Consider the following 18,565-nt stretch of genomic DNA (forward strand, 5'->3'; position numbering starts at 1 on the left):
CCTCCCGCGAGACGCCGGACTACCTCCGCAGCCAGTCGCTGCAACGCTCCCGCCAGGTCTCGAACAGGGCCGCGTCGCCCAGGACTTCGATGTCCGCGCCGCGCGGCGACGGGCGGTCGTACATCAGCAGGAGCAGGCTCGTCAGCGGACCGCGTACGGTCGCCGCCGCCTCCTCGTGCGCGTGGCGCCAGACGAACGTGTCGCCGGTGAGGTCGACCAGCCACTCCGCGCCCTCCAGCGGCGCGGCGCCGGTGTCGGTCGGGTGGAAGTGCAGGGTGCGGCCGGGGCCGGCGAGTTCGCGGCGGAGGGGCTCGGACGCGTACGCCTGCGGGAGCGCGCTCATCTCCATCCACTCGTCGAGACCCTCGACCGCGACCTCCGGCGCGAGGACGTACTCCGCGCCCAGCGCCGCCGTGGCGTCCCACCGGTGGACGACGGCCTCGTACGTCATACGGCGGGCCCAGAACGCCGGTGTCCCGCCCGGCGCCACCGTCCACACCGGCGCGTCCGGTCCGGCCTCGCGCAGCACGGCCGCCAGCCGCGCCGCGCCGTCCGCGAGCCAGGCGTCGACCGCGGCGGGGTCGGTGTCGGCGCCGGACACGTCGTTGACCTGGTCGTCGGAGACGGGACCGGTGGCCCGCGTCCGTACGACCGTCTCGGTCCAGCGCTGGGCCCCGCCGAGGTGGCGGAGCAGCTCGCCGAGGTGCCAGCCGGGGCAGGAGGGTACGGGGGTGGTCAGGTCGGCGTCTCTGACGGCCGCCCTCAACTGGTCGGTCTGGGCGACGATCTCGGTGCAGAGGCGGTCGTACGGCAGGCTGGTCAGGCTGGTCATGACGGCACGGTAGGCGACCGGCACGGCGCGGTTCAGCCGGTTTTGCCGTGGCCGGTCCGTGGCCGGTCCGTGGCCGGTCCGGAGCCGGTCCGGAGCCGGTCCGTGGCCGGTCCACGGTGCGGCCCGCCCCGCGGACCGCACCGTGGACCGGGCGGTCACCAGGTGACCGGCAGCCGGGCCGCTCCGAAGGTGACCCTCTTCCCGTGGAACTCGATCTCCTCGAACGGCACCGCGAGCCGCAGCCCCGGCAGCCGGCGCAGCAGCGTCGGCAGGGCGATCTGGAGTTCCGCACGGGCCAGGTTCTGCCCCAGGCACTGGTGGATGCCGTAGCCGAACGCGACGTGCCCGCGCGCCTGGTGGTCGATGCTGAAGCTGTCGGGGTCGTCCAGGAGCCCGCCGTCCCGGTTCGCCACCGGAAGGCAGAAGATCAGCCCTTCCCCGGCGCGTACCGGCTGTCCGCCGATCGTGATGTCCTCCAGCGCGACGCGTACGACCGCGTTCTCGGCGATCGTCTGGTAGCGCAGCAGCTCCTCGACCGCGTCGGCGACGGTGCGCGGGTCGTCGGTGTCGCGGACCCGCGCGAGCTCCTCCGGGTGCCGGAGGAGGGTCAGGGTGCTGAGAGTGATCATGTTGGCGGTGGTCTCGTGCCCGGCCACGAGCAGTGCGCGTGCGATGTAGACGGCCTGCCGGCGGGTGAGTTCACCGGAGGTGACCCGTTCGGCGACCAGCCTGCTGAGGAGGTCGTCGCCCGGCTCGCGCTCCCTGCGGCGTACGAGGTCGAGGAGGTAGGTGTAGAGCCACTGCTTGGCCGCCTGGACCCGCTCGACGTCGGCGCTCAGGTCGAGCAGCAGCTTCGAGCTGTCCTCGAAGAGGTCGTGGTCCTCGTACGGGACACCCAGCAGGACCGCGATGATCCGGGAGGGCACGGGCAGTGCGAACTTGGTGACCAGGTCGGCCGGCCTGCCGCCGGCGATCATCCCTTCGAGGGCGTCGTCGACCACCTCCTGGATGCGCGGGCGCATGGCCTCGGTCTGCCGGACGGTGAACGCGCCGGTCAGCATCCGGCGCTGCTCCGCGTGCTGCGGGTCGTCCATGCGGGGGAAGACGACCTCTTCGGGGGCCATCTTCCGGCTCGCCGCCAGTGAGGGCAGCCCCGGGTGCAGGCCGTCGGCGCTGATACGGGGGTCGCGCAGGCCCGCGCGTACTTCCTCGTGGCGGGTCACCGCCCAGATGCGGGTGCCGTCCCAGAGGCGTACCTGCTGCAGTCCCGGCGCCCGCTGCCAGTCCCGGTGCTCTCCGGGCGGGTCGAACGGGCAGCGGCCGGAACGCTCCAGGGGGAAGTCGGGAACGGCGGGTGCGGTGGTGGATCCGGTGGAGGCGGTGGATCCGGTGGATCCGGTGGACGCCGTGTGCGCGCTCATGTCGCCTCCGCTTCCACGAGGCGGATGACACCGGCCGGGCAGGACATGACCGCTTCGCGTATCCGTCCGTACAACTCCGGTGCGGGGGACGCGTCCCGCAGCTTCACGAGGCCGTCGTCGTCGCTCTGGTCGAAGACTTCGGGTGAGATCAGGACGCACTGTCCGGCGCCGACGCACCTCTCCTGCTCGATGTCCACTTTCATGGGGCAACTCCTGTTCCGTACGTGTTCCGTTCCGAGCCCCCGATAGTCGGCTAACACTGTTAGCGGAGTTGGTGAACACCGTAAACTGACGCGGAAGTTGGTGAAAGGACACCCGATGAGTACAGGCCAGACGGAGCCGGCCGACGGGATGCGTGTCCGCAACCGCTGGGGCGAAGGCCGGCGGCTGCGCGAGGAGATCCTGGAGGCGGCCGACCGGCTGCTGGGCCAGGCCCGCAACCCCGAGGAGGTCTCGCTGCGGGCCATCGCACGGGAGGCCGGAATCGCCGCCCCGTCGGTCTACAAGCACTTCAGGGACAAGTCACAGCTCATGTGGACACTCTTAGACGGTGTTTACGACGACTTGGCCGAAACGATGCGGGCGGCAGCGAAGTCGGCGCCGCCCGGCGACTCGTGGGCGGCCCTGCGTGCCACCGTCGACGCGTACTGCCTCTTCGCCACCCGGCAGCGGCAGCGCTACCAACTGATATTCCTCATCGGGCCCGTGCTGTCCGACCCGCCGGCGTTCGAGGAGTACCCGCACAAGCACGTCGCGAGGGCCTGGAACGAGGTCGTCGAGGCGTATCTGGCCGATCCGGCGGTGACACCGGCCGGGGCGTGCGGCACCGGGCTGCTGAGCGGCGACGACGTGACGCGGCTGCTCTGGACCGGCCTGCACGGCCAGTTCGGGCTGGGCTGGAGCCTGACCTACGAGCCGGGGTACCTCCTCGACAGGGCCCGGGACGGGCTCCTGCTGGCCCTCTTCGGCCGCACCTGAGACTAGTCGGGTGCGGGGCGGCGGGTGCGGCGCCGGGGCGGGTAGTCGGCGTGCAGGAAGTCGATGAGGTGGGCGTTCACCTCGTCGGGGCTCTCCTGCTGGGTCCAGTGACCGACGCCGGGCATGACGTGGACGCCCCGCAGGCCCGGCACCCACTCGCGCAGGGGGCCGAGGGCGCCGAAGCGGTACGCGGAGTCGAGCTCCCCGGTGACGTACAGCGCGGGCTGGTGGATCTTGTGCGTGCCGACCTGCGGCAGGTCGTGCCAGTCGTGGTCGAAGGTGCGGTAGCGCCGGACCGCCCCGGCGAAGCCCGTACGGCGGAACTCCCGTACGTAGCAGGCGAACTCCGCGTCCGTACACCAGCCGGACCAGCGCGACGGGCGGCCCGGGTCGGGCAGCGGGTCGAGGAAGTCGGCGCCCTCGGGGGTGCCGGTCAGCCAGCGCGGCACGAGGTCGTACGGGGCCTGGCCGGACAGCGCGTAGAGCGTCATGCGGAGCGTACGGTCCGGGTCGGCGTCCAACTCGGCCTCGGCGACGCCGGGTTCCTGGAAGTACAGGACGACGTTGAACCTGCCGGGGTTGTTCTCCCGGATGTACTCCGTCATCGGCTTGGGCAACCGCGGCCCGTGGCCCACGCCGAGCCCGGCGACGGCCGGGAAGCGCTCCGGCCGGAGTTCGGCGGCGGCCCAGGTGATGCCCGCGCCCTGGTCGTGGCCGACGAGGGCGGCCGTACGGGCGCCGAGGGCATCGAGGAGGCCGTTCAGGTCGGCGATGTTGCCGCGGAGGCTGTAGCCGGTGATGTCGCGGGGGGCGTCGGTGCGGCCGTAGCCGCGTACGTCGGGGGCGACGGCGTGGTAGCCGGCGGCGGCGAGGGCGGGGAGCTGATGGCGCCAGGAGTACGCGAGTTCGGGGAAGCCGTGCACGAGGACGACGGTCGGGGCGTGCTCGTCACCCGCCTCGGCGACGTGCATGCGGATGCCGTTGGTGCGGACGGTGCGGTGCCGAATGTCGTGGCGCACATGGTGCGGCGTCGGCGTACGGGCGGCGCGGCGGCGCGGCCCGTACGGGGCAGTGCTCGCGGTGTTCGCGGTGTTTGCGGCGGCCGGTGGTGCGGCGAGGGCGGCCGTGCCGAGCCCGGCCGCTCCGGCCGCGATCAGGTTCCGTCGGGTGATCCGTTGGGCGGTCCGTTGGTGCTGCTTCGGCATGTCCGGTCTGCCTCTCCGTGTGGTCCGGTGACGGCAGGATGTCCCGCACCGGTGCGGACGGGCATCCGCCGCCGGGAGGCACCGCGGCTACGCGCCGGGGAGTAGCGCGCACGCCGGGCACGCCGAGCACCCCGGGCACGCGAACGGCCCCCCCGGGCCGTCCAGGGGAGGACGGTGCCGGGCGGGCCGGGACGGGTGAACAGCCCGCAGATCAGGCGGAGATGACCGGGTCCTCCGCGTCGCTCGTCGCGTCCGGCTTCTCGTCGTCGGCGCGGTCCGCGCGGTCCGTACGCTCCTCGCGGTCCGTACGGCGCCCGGCCTTCGAACCGTCCCGCCGCCCGTCCGGTGCCGGCAAGGGGCGGGCGGCGGGGTCGAGTTCGATCTCTTCCGCCGCGTCCGCCTTCTCCCGCTGACCGGGGATCTCGGCGGCCGTACGGGCTGCCGCGCGGGTGTTGCGGGAGTCCGCCGCCGCGCACAGGTCGAGCGCGGCGCGGTTGAAGCGCGCCAGCGACGGCGGGTCCGAGGGGCCGAGCAGGTGGACCTTCAGCTCGGCGCGGGCCGCCGAGAGGGTGTCCTTGGCCGGGTCGCGTACGGACTCCAGCAGTCGCGGCACCTCGGACGCGTCCGGCGACAGGATCGTCGCCGCCCGTACGGTCGGGAAGCCCGTCCTGAAGTCGTCCTCGCTCAGGCCGCTGGTGTTGGCGACCGCGTACGGCTTCTCGCTGCTGAGGTAGTCCGAGACGACGCTGGAGACGTCGCTGATGAGCAGGTCGGCCTGGTTGAAGCAGGTGTAGATGGCGGGCCGGGCGCCGGTGATGATCTGGTGCTCCCACTCGGGGAACGACGCCCAGTACGCCTCCTCCCACGCCTCACGCGCCGCGGTGACGACGGCGGCGCGCTCGCTGTCCGGGCGTGACTGGAGCATCATCCGCTCCGGCTCGTCGACGCTCTTGCGGAACGCGGTGCTGGTGAGCTCGTCCAGTTCGGCGGTGCGGCGCTGGAGTTCGGCCGCCGCCTCCGGGCCCGGGCGGGCGCCCGAGCGCGCGGCGTTCGCCTCGTTGATCATCGCCTGGATGCGCCGGTTGGCCACGCCCGCGCGCGGGTCGACAGAGCCGGTCATCGGGTGCGGCTTGTAGAGGAGCCGTACGGCGGGGTCGGCGAGCAGTTCGCGGACGATGTTCTCGCCGGCCAGGATGACCGAGGTGTTGCCCGGGTCGTCCGTCCAGCCCTCCCAGGTGGGGGCGTACAGCACGGTCGTGTAGCCGTCGCGCGCCGGCGGCCCGGCGTACGGCAGGATCGGCGCCAGCTGCGGTCTGCCGACCTCCACGACGTCCTTGTCGTCGACGCCGATGTCGGCCAGCTGGTAGCGCTCGCGTGCGGCGGGGCCGGCGACCCAGACCTCGTCGTACGCCTTGGCGTACGGGTTGCAGGACGACAGCTTGTCGCTCTCGCCGTGGTTCGTGAACGCGTGCTTGACGGTGGGGATGCGCAGCACCTGCGAGGTCTTCCCGGAGTTCGCCGGGTGCAGCAGCACCTTGAGCGTGGAGTGCTCCAGGTGCATCAGGTGCGCGACCTTGGGGATGCAGACGATCGGCACGTCCGTCGCGTCGATCTTCTGCACCATGAAGCGCTCGCGGAGCACGATGAGCGGCCGGCCGTCCAGCGCGGCGAGTGTGCTGAGCCACATGTTGGCCTGGTAGGCGGAGGTGGCGCCGCCGGAGAAGTACATGCCGACCGTCGGCCGGTAGTCGGCCAGCCAGCCGTCCAGCCAGGCGAGCACCCGCTCCTCGTTCGGCAGCCGCTTGCCGGGCAGCAGCCAGGTGCCGAGATAGCCGGCGCTGACGATCGACAGCGCCAGCGAGACGCACAGTCCGGCCAGGGCCCAGCCCTTGGCCGAGGTGACGGCGGTCACGAGCAGACCGGCGGTCGCCGGGCTCATGAAGCGCAGCAGCCTGCGGCTGGGCTGCCGGAGCAGCAGGCGGGGGGGCGCGGGGGACAGCCGCAGGCCGGAGGTGTCGATGTTGCGCGTGACGATGGGGAGCGTACGGCTGCGGCGTACGAGGACGGCGACGCCCTGGCAGAAGAAGTGCGCGGCGTAGCAGCCGAGGAGGAGCGGGACGACGCCCATCTCCTCCACCGGCTCGACGTCGGGCAGCCGCACCAGGCCGACGACGATGAGCATGTCGCGCAGCAGCTGCCGCGTCACGACGTCGAAGCGGACCTTCCCCAGCAGGGCCAGCAGTCCGGGCTGCTGGTGCTGGAGGTAGAGGTCGAGCACGAGGCCGAGGGCCGAGGCGGCCACGAAGACGGGAACGTTCGGCAGCAGGGCGCCCGCGAGCTGGAGCGAGTACAGCAGCAGCAGGGCGAGCAGCGCCGCCAGCTGGACAGCGCGTCGAGGGGAGAGTCCGGCAGAGGGCACGGGCTGGGCTCCTGGCGGGGGGAGGGTAAACGAGTTGCCTCCAACGTCTTTTTTTTCTAACTACAAGCCCTCGACGGGGGTGTGGAGGTAGGGGTTGGTCGGCAGCGTCAGATGTGTATAAAGGACAGGAGTAGGACGGGCGGGGCAGTCACGGCGCCCCCGGCGGGACGAACGGCAAGTCCGGCGGCGCGCCGTGCTCGATGAGCCGCAGCAGCGCGTCCGTGTCCGCGTGCTCCTCGATCAGGTCGCCGAGCCGCTCCAGCTGTTGCTCACGCAACGCCGCGAAGGCCGTGTCCGGGGCCGGCTCGAAGGCGCGCCCGGCGTCCGCGGCCACCCGGCGCAGGAACGCGCGGCGGAAGCCGTCGCTCTCCAGCGAACCGTGCCAGTGCGTGCCCCACACCGACCCGGAACGGCAGCCGTCCAGGTGGTGGCGTGCGCCCTCGCCGTCCGGCGACTCGCCCTCGAAGAACGGTTCCCCGCCGAGGACTTCGGCGACGCCGTGGTGGATCTCGTACCCCTCGACGCGTTCGCCCAGCGCCGTACCGACGGGGCGTGCGAGGGTCTTCGCCGCGGCGAACCGTACGCGTACGGGCAGCAGGCCGAGGCCCGAAACCACGCCCGCGCGCGACTCGACCTCGTCCTCGATCCGTTCGCCCAGCACCTGGAAGCCGCCGCAGATGCCCAGGACGGGACGGCCCTCGGCCGCCCGCCGGGCGATCGCCGCGGCGAGGCCGCGCTCGCGCAGCCACTCCAGCGCGCGCACGGTGCCGCGGGTGCCGGGCAGCACCACCAGGTCGGCGTCGGCCAGTTCCTCCGGCCGGTCGGTGAACCGTACGGCGACGCCCGGCTCGGCGGCGAGCGCGTCCACGTCCGTGAAGTTCGACATGAGCGGCACGGGCAGGACGGCCACGCGCAGCACGTCCGCTCCGTACGGTGCGCCGCCGGCGCTCTCCCGTACGGTGCCGCGCAGCGACAGGCGCAGCCCGTCCTCCTCGTCGATGCCCAGCCCGTGCGCGTACGGCAGCACGCCCAGCGACGGACGCCCGGTGAGCTTCTCCAGCGTGTCCAGGCCGGGTTGGAGGAGGGAGACGTCGCCGCGGAACTTGTTCACCAGATAGCCCGCTACCAGCGCCTGGTCCGCGGCGGCGAGCAGCGCGGTGGTGCCGAAGAAGGAGGCGAAGACGCCGCCGCGGTCGATGTCGCCCACGACGACGACCGGAAGGCGCGCCGCGCGCGCGAGGCCCATGTTCACAATGTCCGTACGGCGCAGGTTGATCTCGGCCGGGCTGCCCGCGCCCTCGCAGATCACCGCGTCGTGGGTGGCGCGGAGTTCGTCGAGGCAGCCGGTCACCGTCTCCAGCAGGGCGCGGCGGTGGCCGTCGTACGCGCGCGCGGCGTCGATTTCCTCGCCGCTGCCCGTGCTGCCGCTGTCCGTGCCCGCGCCGGTGCCGGTGTCGGCTCGAGTGCCGCCGTCACCCGCGCCGAAGTAGCCGCGGGCGCTCAGCTCGCCGACCGCCTTGCCCATGAGCACCACCTGACTGGTGCGGTCGCCGCCGGGCTTCAGCAGTACGGGATTCATCAGCGCGCTCGGCTCGACGCGCGCCGCCGCGGCCTGCATGGCCTGGGCGCGGCCGATCTCGGCACCGTCCCGGGTGACGTACGAGTTGAGCGACATGTTCTGCGCCTTGAACGGCGCGACCTTCACACCCTGCCGCGCCAGCCAGCGGCAGATCCCGGCCGTGACCACGCTCTTGCCCGCGTCGGACGTGGTGCCCGCGACGAGCAGCCCTCCGGTCATCGGTGCCCCCTCCTCTGGTGTGGTCCGGTCTTCCGGTGTGGTCCGCCTGCCGAGGCGGCCCCGCCGGCAGCGGGCGTCGTACGCGCGGCAAGGGTGACGGCGAGCGCGCACGCGCTGACGCGCCGGGACAGCCGTACGGCGCGCGCGATGTCGCCCGGTACGGGCGTGCGCCCGGGAGCGTTGAGCACCGGACGGTGCTCGATTCGGCCTCCGTACGAGAGCGTTCCGCCCAGCCGTACGCCCAGCGCACCCGCGAACGCGGCTTCCACCGGGCCCGCGTTGGGGCTCGGATGCGCGCGGGCGTCCGTACGCCAGGCAAGTGCCGCGCCGCGCGGGTCCGGCCCGGCCAGCGTGGCGAGGGCCGCCGTCAGCCGGGAGCCCGGCCAGCCGAGCACGTCGTCCAGCCGGGCGGCGGCCCAGCCGAACCGCCGGTACGCGGGCGACTTGTGGCCGACCATCGCGTCCAGCGTGTTCGCCGCACGGAACGCGGCCATCCCCGGCACTCCGGCGACGGCGCCCCAGACGAGGGCGCCCACGACGGCGTCCGAGGTGTTCTCCGCGACGGATTCGACCACCGCGCGCGCGAGTCCGTCGGCGTCCAGCGCGTACGGGTCACGGCCGCACAGGCGGGGCAGGCGGCGGCGGGCTTCGTCGAGGTCGCCCGCCTCGAGTGCGGCGCCCACGGCGGCGGCCTCGCGGGCCAGCGACGTTCCGCCGAGTACGGCCCAGGTGACGGCGGCGGTCAGGACGGCGTGCGGGGCGGAGTGCGGGGCGTGCGGGGAGGACTGGGCGGGCGCGTCCGTGGCGTCCGCCCACCCGCCGCAGGCGTGCGGCGGGTGGGCGTCCGGCCGTCCGTCCGCACGTACGCCCGCCCGCACGCCGCCCCGTACGAGCGCGGTCGCGGCCGCTGCCGCCGCGGTGACGCCGCCGACGCACAGCGCCGTGTGCAGCGCTCCGGCGCCGCGGTGGTCGCGCCACAGCGCGCGTTCGACCCGCCCCGCGGCCCGGCCGAAGGCCGCGACGGGGTGGCCGCGCCGCGGGTCGGCGAGCAGCAGGTCGGTGAGATAGCCGAGGACCGCGCCGTACGTGTGGGCGCGTGCAGTCCGCACCGCTCAGCGCACGGTGGTGGCGGGACGGGACCCGGGCGGCGCCGCGCCGCGTCGGACGCGCGGAGCGGCACGGCGGCGGAGGCGGCTCGTGCCGCGAGAGGTAGCGGAATCAGGACCGGAAAAGCCACGCATGGCGTATGTCCTCACTCAGGGTCCTCGCCCTGGCTCGACGTGACCGGCGGCGAGAGTCTCCTGGCTCCCGGATCGGCGCCTCCCCCGGCCTTCCAGCCCGAACTGTGGGCCGTGACAACTGGGTTGGGGGAGCGCTCCCCGGTGACAGTGGCGGGACCGCGCCGGATTCGCACCGGCTTCCTCTCCTGCCGCCGTTTGGCAACGTTGGGCAGTCCACCACGTGCGCTATCGACCGTCAACTCGGCCTTGACCTGCGACGGGAGAGTGTGAGCAGACACACGGACAGCGGCACGGGCCGCCGCCCGTGCCGCGTGTGCGCGCCGTTCGGACCGCCCCGCGGGCGGTGCGGCCCAGGCCGTCTAGGCCGCGATGAGGTAGATGCCGTACGCCACCGCCGCGGCGCACAGACCGAAGCAGGCGTACGCGCCGGTGCGGGCCAGCACGGTGCTGCCGCCGCCCGACTTGTCCGCGGAGGAGCCGAGGATGCCGAGCGTGAACACTCCCACCAGGGCGACCGTCGCCCCCAGGCTGACGCCGAAGACCTGGCCGAGAGCGGCCCAGTCGATGTCCATAGCTGAGTCCTTCGAGAGAGGCGGGGAGGGGCGTAGCGGTCAGGTGCGGCTGGCGGCCGGTGAACCGGCCGGCTGCGAAGCGGAACCGGAACCGGAAGTGGAACTGGATGCCTGCTGCCGGGGGATGCCGCCATCGGCGGCGCCGGACGGCGCTGCTCCCGAGGTCGCCGCTGCGGCTATGTCCTCGTCGTCGTCGGCCGCGCCGCTCTCGGCCATCGCCACCGCGTGTCCGTCGGCGGCGTGCCCCGAGGGCTCGTCCGCACCGGCGTCCGTACCGGCGTCCGCACGCGCTTCCGTACGGCCCTCCGCGGGATCTTCCGCGGACACCTCGGCACGCTCCTCCGCGTGCGCACCGTCCGCCTGCCGTCCGTCCGTACGCGCGGCCACCGGGGGCGGCGGCGCGACGGACCGCAGGGCCGCGGTGACGATGCCGGCCGGTTCGGCCGCGGCGTCGCTCTGCGGCGCGGCGGTGGGCACCTCGTTGACGTTGGTGTGATCGACCGGTTCGCGCCGCGACGCGAGCCAGATGGCGCCGCAGGCGACGACCGCGGCCACGGCGACCGCCGTCACGCCCCAGTCACCCTGCTCGGCCACGACCGTGGAGAAGGCGGCAACCAGCCCGGCGGCCGGGATGGTCAGCCCCCAGCCGGCCACCATGCGGCCCGCCGTCGACCAGCGCACGATGCCGCCCTTGCGGCCGAGCCCGGAGCCCATGACGGCGCCGGAGCAGACGTGCGTGGTGGAGAGGGAGAAGCCGATGTGCGAGGACGCCAGGATCGTCGCGGCGGCGCTGGTCTGTGCGGCGAAGCCCTGCGGCGGCTGGATGTCGGTGATGCCCTTGCCCATCGTGCGGATGATCCGCCAGCCGCCGAGGTAGGTGCCGAGCGCGATGGCGACACCGGCCGAGACGACGACCCAGAGCGGCGGATCGGCGTCCGCGCCGAGCGCGCCGCCGGAGATCAGGGCGAGGGTGATGACGCCCATGGTCTTCTGCGCGTCGTTCGTGCCGTGCGCGAGGGAGACCAGCGCGGCGGAGGTGATCTGCCCGGCGCGGTAACCCTTCGCGGTCTGCTGCTCGTCGGCGTTGCGCGTCATGCGGTACGACAGCCGGGTCGCGAAGAGCGCGGCCACACCGGCCACGAGCGGGGCGGCGAGCGCCGGGATGAGCACCTTCATGACGACGACTTCGCCGTTGACGGCGCCGAAGCCCACCGAGGCGACGGTGGCGCCGAGGAGACCGCCCATCAGGGCGTGCGACGAACTGGAGGGGAGGCCCGCCAGCCACGTCAGCATGTTCCAGAGGATCGCGCCGACCAGGGCGGCGAAGATCACTTCGGGTTTGATGCCCGAACCTTCGTCGATGAGTCCGGAGGAGATGGTCTTGGCGACCTCGACCGACACGAACGCGCCGATGAGGTTGAGGACCGCCGACATCGCCACCGCTGTCTTGGGTCTGAGTGCCCCGGTGGAGATGGTGGTGGCCATGGCGTTGGCCGTGTCGTGGAAGCCGTTCGTAAAGTCGAACACCAAGGCCGTGACGATCACGATCCCGATGAGAAGCGTGATGTGTTCCATTCACCCAGGCAATCAGTTCGAAGGTAAGTGACGTGGTGAACGTAAAGATCGTGGGTGAACGGGAGATGAACTGAGGCAGGCATCGGGGTGTCACTCCACGAGTCCTCTTGTGAGCACGCGACTACGTACTGTAACAGCTGCTGTTCCAGTGGTTCGGGCTACAGTGCGAGGCCGGAGGTGCGTATGCACGAGGAACAGGCGGAGGCCTGGCAGCAGTTGGTGGACACCGCCCGGAGGACGGTCGACGAGGGCCTCGTGGTGGGCACTTCGGGCAACGTCTCGGTGCGTGTCGGAGACGTCGTCCTGGTGACCCCGACGGGTGTCCCGTACCACCGTCTCGGCCCCGGCGACCTGTGCGCCGTGGACCTCGAAGGCCGTTCGGTGGCCGGGAAGTTGCGCCCGACGAGCGAGCTGCCCATGCACCTCGCCGTCTACCGCGCCTCGGACGCGACCGCCGTGGTGCACACCCACGCGGTGCACGCCACCGCCGTGTCCGCGCTCGTCGACGAACTCCCCGCCGTCCACTACATGACGGCCGCACTCGGCGGCCCCGTGCGCGTCGCGCCGTACGCCACCTACGGCAGCGACGAACTCGCCGCGCAGATGCTCCGTGCCCTCCGCGGACGCAGCGGCTGCCTGCTGCAGAACCACGGCACCATCACGTACGGCGCCGGCCTCGACCAGGCGTACGACCGCACCGCCCAACTGGAGTGGATGTGCCGCGTCTGGCTCACCGCCGCGTCGGTGCCCGGACGCACGCCCAGCCTGCTGTCACCGGAGGAGCTCGACCGCGTGGGCGTCAAACTGCGCGGATACGGGCAGCGGGGGGACTGAACGGCGCCATCCGTACGGGGGTGAACGCGGGCTCCGTACGGAGTCAGTCCGCCGTCCGCAGGGACTGAGATCGGCGTCCGTACGGGCTTCACCGCCGCCGTCCGTACGCGCCGCGCATCACCCGACCACCGTTCGCCACTGGTCGCGGCGCCGCTTGGGGCCGACACTGTGCAGGATGCGCCTGCAGACGACGGCGGCCGTGGCCGCCACCACCGCGCTGGGTGCCGTGGCCGCCGCGGCGGCGGCCGGACGGTACGCCGCCAACGCCGCCCTGCGGCCCGCACGGACACGCCGTGGCCGCCCGCCGGTGCCGGCGGGCTTCGCGGGTCCGCCGCTCACCGTGCACTCGTTCACCCACTGGTCGCCGGGCACGGCCGAAGAGGCGGGCGGCGACGCCCCCGAGGGCAACCCCGGCCCCGGGCACGCGGGCGACGCCGGACGCGCGGGCGACACCGGGCACATCGCGCTCACCCGCTCGTTCACCGCACAGCTCCCCGGCACGTACGGGCTGTCCGGGCGCGGCTGCCACGCCGTCGTCGGACCGGTGCTGGACGAGCCGCCCGAGGACACAGCGGCGGACACGGCCGTACGGCGGCTGGACCGCATCACGTACGGCGACCTGAAGCCCGGTACGAGGGTGCGGCTCACGCCGCTCGTCCACGTGGGCGATCCGCACGAGGCGCTGGGCATCGACCACGTCGAAGTGGACATCCCCGGTGAAAGCGGCGCCCTTCCCGGCTGGTTCGTGCCCGGTCACCGCGACACGTGGGTCATCACCGTGCACGGGCTCGGCGCCACCCTCGACCAGGCGCTGAACGTGCTGCCGTTCCTGCACGGGCAGCAGCTGCCCGTGCTCGCCCTCTCCTATCGCGGCGACCTCGGCGCGCCCAGCCCCTCCAACGGCGTCGGGCACCTCGGCGACTCCGAGTGGCGCGACGTGGACGCCGCCCTCCGCTACGCCGTGCGCTACGGCGCCGACCGCATCGTCCTGTACGGCTGGTCCACCGGCGCGTACATGGCGCTGCGCGCCGCCGCCAACTCGGCGCTCCGCCAGCACGTCAGCGGCCTCGTACTGGACTCGCCGGTGCTCGACCGCCGCGCCACACTCCGCGCGCTGGCCGTCGCCCGCGGCACACCGCGCGCGCTGCTGCCGCTGGCCGTACGGGCTGCGGAGGGCCGCGTCGGCCTGCGGTCGGAACGGCAGCCCGGCGAGCAGCCCGGTGAACTCCCTCCGTACCACGGCCAGGAGACGCACACCGGTCCCGAGCGGCCGGCCGTGCCCACCCTCCTCTTCCACGGCCCGGACGACACCATCGCCCCCTGGGCGTACTCCCGCGAACTGGCGAGCCGCCATCCGCACCTGGTCTCCGCGCACACCGTGCCGCACGCCCGGCACGCGGCGATGTGGAACGCCGACCCCGCCGCGTACGAGGAGGCGCTGCGCCGCTTCCTCACCTCCGTCATGTGACGCGACGTCCCTACGGCGTCTGGCGTACGGGCCGCGCAGCCCGTCGCGCACGCGGCCGCGCGCAGGCGGGGGAGCGCGCACACGCACGTGGCGGAGCACCCCGTGACTCCGGTGGTGCCCCGCTCAAGTGCGCCAGCGCGACCCCCGTTTGGGATTTTCGCCTCGCACCATGAAGACTGCTCCTGTGACGTCCCGTACACCGCGAGACACCCGCCTGCGCCTCGTCCCCCGACGGCCCATCGCCGCCGCGCGCCGTAGCGTGACCGCGGCCGCCCGCAGCCGGGCCTGGCCCGCGCACGGATCGTCCGCGCCCAGGCCGCCCGAGGGCACCCCCTCGCCCGCCGCGCTGGCGCGGCACGCCAGGGCCGTGCTCGGCAGCGCCGAGCGCATGGCCCGCTGGGTCGCCGACGAGCCGCCCACCAGCGGCGTGCCCACGCCCGAGGCCTTCGAACGTGCCGCCGCCGAACTCCGCCGCACCCCGGCACAGGTGCGCGGCGACTGGGACCGGGCCCGGCTCGCCGGGCTCGTCGAGGTGCACGGCGACACGGCACGGCCGGGCTGGCGGCTGCGCGCCTGGGAGCGCGACGACAGCGCCGTCCTGCGCGGCTGGGTCGCGCTGTTCGACGCCTGGTCGCTCGCCCGCCCGACTCCCGCCGACGCCGCCGACCCCGTACTGGTCGGGGAGGTCGTCGTCGCCATGCCGCAGCTCCTCTCGCTGCTGCACCTCTCCGCGGGCCCCGTCACGCTCCCCGCGCTGCACGACCTGCTGGCCCAGCGCATCACCGAGCTGCGCAGCGAACGCGAGTCGGGCGTGGACCTGCCCGACACCCCCGACCCGTCGCTGCCCGCCCTGCTCGGCTGGGCCCTCGACGGGCTCGCCTCGGTCGGCGCCCTGACCCGCTGCGACGCCCGCGACCCCGGCGAGGCCCGCGACGCACGCGAGCCCGCTGCCCGTACGACCCCCACCGCCGCGCTCACCCCGCTCGGGAACTGGGCCGTCTGGACCAAGCTGGAACAGATCTGCGTGGCCGCCCAGAGCCCCGCCGGGAACATCGAGCAGTCCGCCGAGGACATGCTGCGCGGCTGCGCCCAGCTCACGCCCGGCCCGTCCCGCGCCGAGTGCCGCGCCTGGCTCGCCGCCCGGCCCACCGGCCCCGCCGTCACCGAACTGCTCGAGGCCGCCCGCGGCGAGGACGCCCTGATCCGCGGGCTCGCCTTCGAGGCGCTGCGGGTCGTCGGCGCCCCGGCCGAACCCGACGTACGGGCGGCGGCCGACGAGCCGACGCTCCGCCCGTACGCGCTGCTCTGGCTGGCCGAACTGGACGGCGCCGACCCGGAGGAGCTGGCCGGCGGCGCGTCCGGCGTGCTCACCCGCGAGGAGGCCACCTGGCTGTGGGTGGACACGGCGGCGGCCGTCACCGACCACGGCGAGGGGCGGCTGCTGGTCGACCACCTCGACACCGCCGTACAGGGCTCCGTACCGGACCTGCTGGACGAGGTACGGGCCGCGGGCCACCCCCGTACGGTGCAGGTCCTGGTGGCGCTCGCCGCCGCGCACCCCGACCCGGCGCTGGCCAAGGCGGTGCGCCGGGCGGCGTTCCAGGTGCACACCGGCGACGTGTGACGCGCGTAGGCGCCGCGCTCCGCCCCGCAGCCGCCGCGCGGCTCCCGGGTGTCAGCCGCCCTGCCCCGGTGCGTACGTGCCGAAGCTCCAGACGTTGCCCTCGGCGTCCCGCGCCATGTAGTCCCGCGAGCCGTACTCCTGGTCCGTGGGCTCCATCAGGATCTCCGCGCCCGCCTCGCGCGCCCGCCGGAAGTGCTCGTCCGCGTCCGCCACGACCACGTAGACGGCGGCCGGTCCCGCGCTCGCCATCGCCGTGTCGAAGACGCCTCCGCTGCCCTTCGAGCCGAGCATCACGGTGCCGTTCCCGTGCGAGAGTTCCGCGTGCAGGACGGTGCCGTCCTCGCCCGCGTACACGACGTCCTCGGTGAAGCCGAAGGCGCTGCAGAGCTGGCGTACCGCCGCCTTCGCGTCGCGGTAGAGCAGTGTCGGGTACACGGTCGGAATCTCAGCCATCTCACTCACCCCTGCCACGAGCCATCTGCCACAGCCCCCGCCACGAGCCACCTGCTACGCAGTCTGGCAGCCGGGCCCGGCGGGCGCCTGGCGGAAATCGACTTGCGCGCCGCCGGTAGACTGATGGGCATGGCTCATCTCCTCGTGCATTAGGCGTTCGTACGTCTTCGCCTGCCCGATCTGTCGTACGTACGCCACTCACCCCTGCCTTGGAGCCCTGACCGTGATCACCGCCTCCAGCCTTGAGCTGCGCGCCGGCGCCCGTGTCCTCATCGAGACCGCCACCTTCCGTGTCGCCCCCGGCGACCGCGTCGGGCTGGTCGGCCGGAACGGCGCCGGCAAGACCACCCTCACCAAGTGCCTCGCCGGCGAGGCGGTGCCCGCCGCCGGGCACGTCGCCCGCAGCGGCGAGGTCGGCTATCTGCCCCAGGACCCGCGGACCGGCGACCTCGACGTGCTCGCCCGCGACCGCATCCTGTCCGCCCGCGGCCTCGACACCGTGATCCGCAAGATGCGGGAGAACGAGGACCGGATGGCCAACGGCCAGGGCGCCACCCGCGAGCGCGCCATGCGCAAGTACGAGCGCCTGGAGGCCGAGTTCCTCACCAAGGGCGGGTACGCCGCCGAGGCGGAGGCCGCCACCATCGCCGCCAGCCTCGGCCTGCCCGACCGGGTGCTCGAGCAGCCGCTGCACACCCTCTCCGGCGGCCAGCGGCGGCGCGTGGAGCTGGCCCGCATCCTGTTCTCGGACGCCGACACCCTGCTGCTGGACGAGCCGACCAACCACCTCGACGCCGACTCCGTCGTCTGGCTGCGGGACTTCCTGCGCACGTACCGCGGCGGCCTCGTCGTGATCTCCCACGACGAGGACCTGGTCGAGACGGTCGTCAACCGCGTCTTCTACCTCGACGCCAACCGGTCCCAGATCGACGTCTACAACATGGGGTGGAAGCAGTACATCGACCAGCGCGAGGCCGACGAGCGGCGGCGCAAGCGCGAGCGCGCCAACGCCGAGAAGAAGGCCGCCTCGCTGAACCAGCAGGCCGACAAGATGCGCGCCAAGGCGACCAAGGCCGTGGCCGCGCAGAACATGGCGCGCCGCGCCGAGAAGCTGCTGTCCGGACTGGAGGCCGAGCGCCGCCAGGACAAGGTGGCCAAGCTGCGCTTCCCCGACCCGGCGCCGTGCGGCAAGACGCCGCTGATGGCGGAGGGGCTGTCCAAGTCGTACGGCTCGCTGGAGATCTTCACGGACGTCAGCCTGGCCATCGACCGCGGCTCCCGCGTCGTGATCCTGGGCCTGAACGGCGCGGGCAAGACGACGCTGCTCCGGCTGCTCGCCGGAATCGAGGAGCCGGACACCGGCAAGGTCGAGCCCGGCCACGGCCTCAAGCTGGGCTACTACGCGCAGGAGCACGAGACGCTGGACCCGGACCGTACGGTGCTGGAGAACATGCGGTCGGCGGCGCCCGACATGGACCTGGTGGCCATCCGGAAGACGCTGGGCTCGTTCCTGTTCTCCGGCGACGACGTGGAGAAGCCCGCCCGGGTGCTGTCCGGCGGCGAGAAGACGCGGCTGGCGCTGGCCACCCTGGTCGTCTCGTCCGCGAACGTGCTGCTCCTCGACGAGCCCACGAACAACCTCGACCCGGCCAGCCGCGAGGAGATCCTCGGCGCGCTGCACACGTTCACCGGCGCGGTCGTGCTGGTCACCCACGACGAGGGCGCGGTCGACGCGCTCGAGCCGGAGCGGATCATTCTGCTGCCGGACGGCGTCGAGGACCTGTGGGGCCAGGACTACGCGGACCTGGTGGCGCTCGCCTGACCCCGCCGGAGCCGCCCGTCGGCGCTTGATCAATCTCTTCTGGATCATTCGGCCGACCGGTGATCCTTCATCTGAGTGAGACCGGCTCGTACCCCGGCGCGGCCACTCTCCGTACGCGTGCCGCTGTGGCAGCCGTACGGGCCGCCGCCGGGCGCGCTCGGCCGTACGCCGCTGACCTGGTGTTTCGCAAGAGGACCGCGGGCGGCCGCAGATTTACGGCCACGCCGGTCACCCTGCGCCGCCGCCTCCCCGGAGCCGCCGGGCGTCCAGTCGAGTTGCACCGACCTTGCCGAATGGGTGGCCAGATGTGGGTGGAGGGGTGA

General features: G+C 73.4%; 14 protein-coding genes, 1 pseudogene and 1 riboswitch. Of the genes and pseudogenes, 5 read left to right on the forward strand and 10 right to left on the reverse strand.

The window, feature by feature from the left end:
- Nucleotides 1-19 precede the first annotated feature (19 nt).
- The 3 genes from DVA86_RS17445 to DVA86_RS17455 all read right to left on the reverse strand — a co-directional run bounded on the left by DVA86_RS17445 (nucleotide 20) and on the right by DVA86_RS17455 (nucleotide 2,456).
- Entirely contained in the window at nucleotides 20-832 is an 813-nt protein-coding gene (locus DVA86_RS17445; protein WP_245996726.1) for a maleylpyruvate isomerase family mycothiol-dependent enzyme, read from the reverse strand.
- A gap of 155 nt (nucleotides 833-987) precedes the next feature.
- The gene (locus tag DVA86_RS17450; RefSeq protein WP_208879500.1) at nucleotides 988-2,253 is read right to left on the reverse strand and encodes a cytochrome P450; all 1,266 of its coding nucleotides are present in this window, start codon (nucleotides 2,251-2,253) and stop codon (nucleotides 988-990) included.
- Entirely contained in the window at nucleotides 2,250-2,456 is a 207-nt protein-coding gene (locus tag DVA86_RS17455; protein ID WP_208879502.1) for a ferredoxin, read from the reverse strand. Before DVA86_RS17455 ends, DVA86_RS17450 begins: the two co-directional genes overlap by 4 nt.
- Before the next feature lie 115 nt (nucleotides 2,457-2,571).
- Between DVA86_RS17455 and DVA86_RS17460 the strand changes: the two genes are divergently transcribed.
- Nucleotides 2,572-3,231: a TetR/AcrR family transcriptional regulator gene (locus tag DVA86_RS17460; protein ID WP_208879503.1), complete on the forward strand. Its 660-nt coding sequence runs from the start codon at nucleotides 2,572-2,574 to the stop codon at nucleotides 3,229-3,231.
- Between the two features lie 2 nt (nucleotides 3,232-3,233).
- Here DVA86_RS17460 and DVA86_RS17465 read toward each other — a convergent pair whose 3' ends face one another.
- The 6 genes and pseudogenes from DVA86_RS17465 to DVA86_RS17490 form a co-directional block, all read right to left on the reverse strand.
- The gene (locus DVA86_RS17465; RefSeq protein WP_222623328.1) at nucleotides 3,234-4,436 is read right to left on the reverse strand and encodes an alpha/beta fold hydrolase; all 1,203 of its coding nucleotides are present in this window, start codon (nucleotides 4,434-4,436) and stop codon (nucleotides 3,234-3,236) included.
- Nucleotides 4,437-4,647: 211 nt separating this feature from the next.
- On the reverse strand, nucleotides 4,648-6,855 hold the full coding sequence (locus tag DVA86_RS17470) for a hypothetical protein (protein WP_245996727.1): 2,208 nt from the start codon (nucleotides 6,853-6,855) through the stop codon (nucleotides 4,648-4,650).
- A 148-nt stretch (nucleotides 6,856-7,003) separates the two neighbouring features.
- Entirely contained in the window at nucleotides 7,004-8,653 is a 1,650-nt protein-coding gene (locus tag DVA86_RS17475; protein ID WP_208879504.1) for a cobyric acid synthase, read from the reverse strand.
- Nucleotides 8,650-9,762, reverse strand: coding sequence for a cobalamin biosynthesis protein (locus tag DVA86_RS17480; protein ID WP_208879506.1), 1,113 nt, complete (start codon nucleotides 9,760-9,762; stop codon nucleotides 8,650-8,652). The genes DVA86_RS17475 and DVA86_RS17480 overlap by 4 nt, the downstream gene beginning before the upstream one ends.
- Before the next feature lie 185 nt (nucleotides 9,763-9,947).
- A riboswitch (cobalamin riboswitch) is annotated at nucleotides 9,948-10,077 on the reverse strand.
- A gap of 176 nt (nucleotides 10,078-10,253) precedes the next feature.
- On the reverse strand, nucleotides 10,254-10,466 hold the full coding sequence (locus DVA86_RS17485; protein ID WP_208879508.1) for a hypothetical protein: 213 nt from the start codon (nucleotides 10,464-10,466) through the stop codon (nucleotides 10,254-10,256).
- Between the two features lie 378 nt (nucleotides 10,467-10,844).
- Nucleotides 10,845-12,041, reverse strand: a pseudogene (locus DVA86_RS17490) (anion permease); the annotation flags it as partial.
- A gap of 183 nt (nucleotides 12,042-12,224) precedes the next feature.
- Between DVA86_RS17490 and DVA86_RS17495 the strand changes: the two are divergent.
- From DVA86_RS17495 to DVA86_RS17505, 3 genes are all read left to right on the forward strand, one after another.
- A complete protein-coding gene (locus tag DVA86_RS17495) occupies nucleotides 12,225-12,875 on the forward strand; it encodes a class II aldolase/adducin family protein (RefSeq protein ID WP_208879511.1) in 651 nt (216 codons plus the stop codon).
- Nucleotides 12,876-13,050: 175 nt separating this feature from the next.
- The gene (locus DVA86_RS17500) at nucleotides 13,051-14,343 is read left to right on the forward strand and encodes an alpha/beta hydrolase (protein WP_208879513.1); all 1,293 of its coding nucleotides are present in this window, start codon (nucleotides 13,051-13,053) and stop codon (nucleotides 14,341-14,343) included.
- 184 nt (nucleotides 14,344-14,527) lie between these two features.
- Nucleotides 14,528-15,967: a hypothetical protein gene (locus DVA86_RS17505; protein WP_208884818.1), complete on the forward strand. Its 1,440-nt coding sequence runs from the start codon at nucleotides 14,528-14,530 to the stop codon at nucleotides 15,965-15,967.
- Between the two features lie 51 nt (nucleotides 15,968-16,018).
- Here DVA86_RS17505 and DVA86_RS17510 read toward each other — a convergent pair whose 3' ends face one another.
- Nucleotides 16,019-16,420, reverse strand: a complete 402-nt coding sequence (locus tag DVA86_RS17510; protein ID WP_208879515.1) for a VOC family protein — start codon at nucleotides 16,418-16,420, stop codon at nucleotides 16,019-16,021.
- Between the two features lie 223 nt (nucleotides 16,421-16,643).
- Here DVA86_RS17510 and DVA86_RS17515 point away from each other — a divergent pair, with 223 nt between their 5' ends.
- Entirely contained in the window at nucleotides 16,644-18,242 is a 1,599-nt protein-coding gene (locus DVA86_RS17515) for an ABC-F family ATP-binding cassette domain-containing protein (protein ID WP_208879517.1), read from the forward strand.
- The last annotated feature ends 323 nt before the right edge of the window (nucleotides 18,243-18,565 follow it).

It is taken from the genome of Streptomyces armeniacus (assembly GCF_003355155.1).
GTDB lineage: Bacteria > Actinomycetota > Actinomycetes > Streptomycetales > Streptomycetaceae > Streptomyces > Streptomyces armeniacus.

Bases quoted from the DNA above. Each gene is read 5' to 3' on its own strand.
- DVA86_RS17445 (WP_245996726.1), bottom strand. From the start codon at position 832: ATGACCAGCCTGACCAGCCTGCCGTACGACCGCCTCTGCACCGAGATC.
- DVA86_RS17450 (WP_208879500.1), bottom strand. From the start codon at position 2,253: ATGAGCGCGCACACGGCGTCCACCGGATCCACCGGATCCACCGCCTCC.
- DVA86_RS17455 (WP_208879502.1), bottom strand. From the start codon at position 2,456: ATGAAAGTGGACATCGAGCAGGAGAGGTGCGTCGGCGCCGGACAGTGC.
- DVA86_RS17460 (WP_208879503.1), top strand. From the start codon at position 2,572: ATGAGTACAGGCCAGACGGAGCCGGCCGACGGGATGCGTGTCCGCAAC.
- DVA86_RS17465 (WP_222623328.1), bottom strand. From the start codon at position 4,436: ATGCCGAAGCAGCACCAACGGACCGCCCAACGGATCACCCGACGGAAC.
- DVA86_RS17475 (WP_208879504.1), bottom strand. From the start codon at position 8,653: ATGACCGGAGGGCTGCTCGTCGCGGGCACCACGTCCGACGCGGGCAAG.
- DVA86_RS17485 (WP_208879508.1), bottom strand. From the start codon at position 10,466: ATGGACATCGACTGGGCCGCTCTCGGCCAGGTCTTCGGCGTCAGCCTG.
- DVA86_RS17495 (WP_208879511.1), top strand. From the start codon at position 12,225: ATGCACGAGGAACAGGCGGAGGCCTGGCAGCAGTTGGTGGACACCGCC.
- DVA86_RS17500 (WP_208879513.1), top strand. From the start codon at position 13,051: ATGCGCCTGCAGACGACGGCGGCCGTGGCCGCCACCACCGCGCTGGGT.
- DVA86_RS17510 (WP_208879515.1), bottom strand. From the start codon at position 16,420: ATGGCTGAGATTCCGACCGTGTACCCGACACTGCTCTACCGCGACGCG.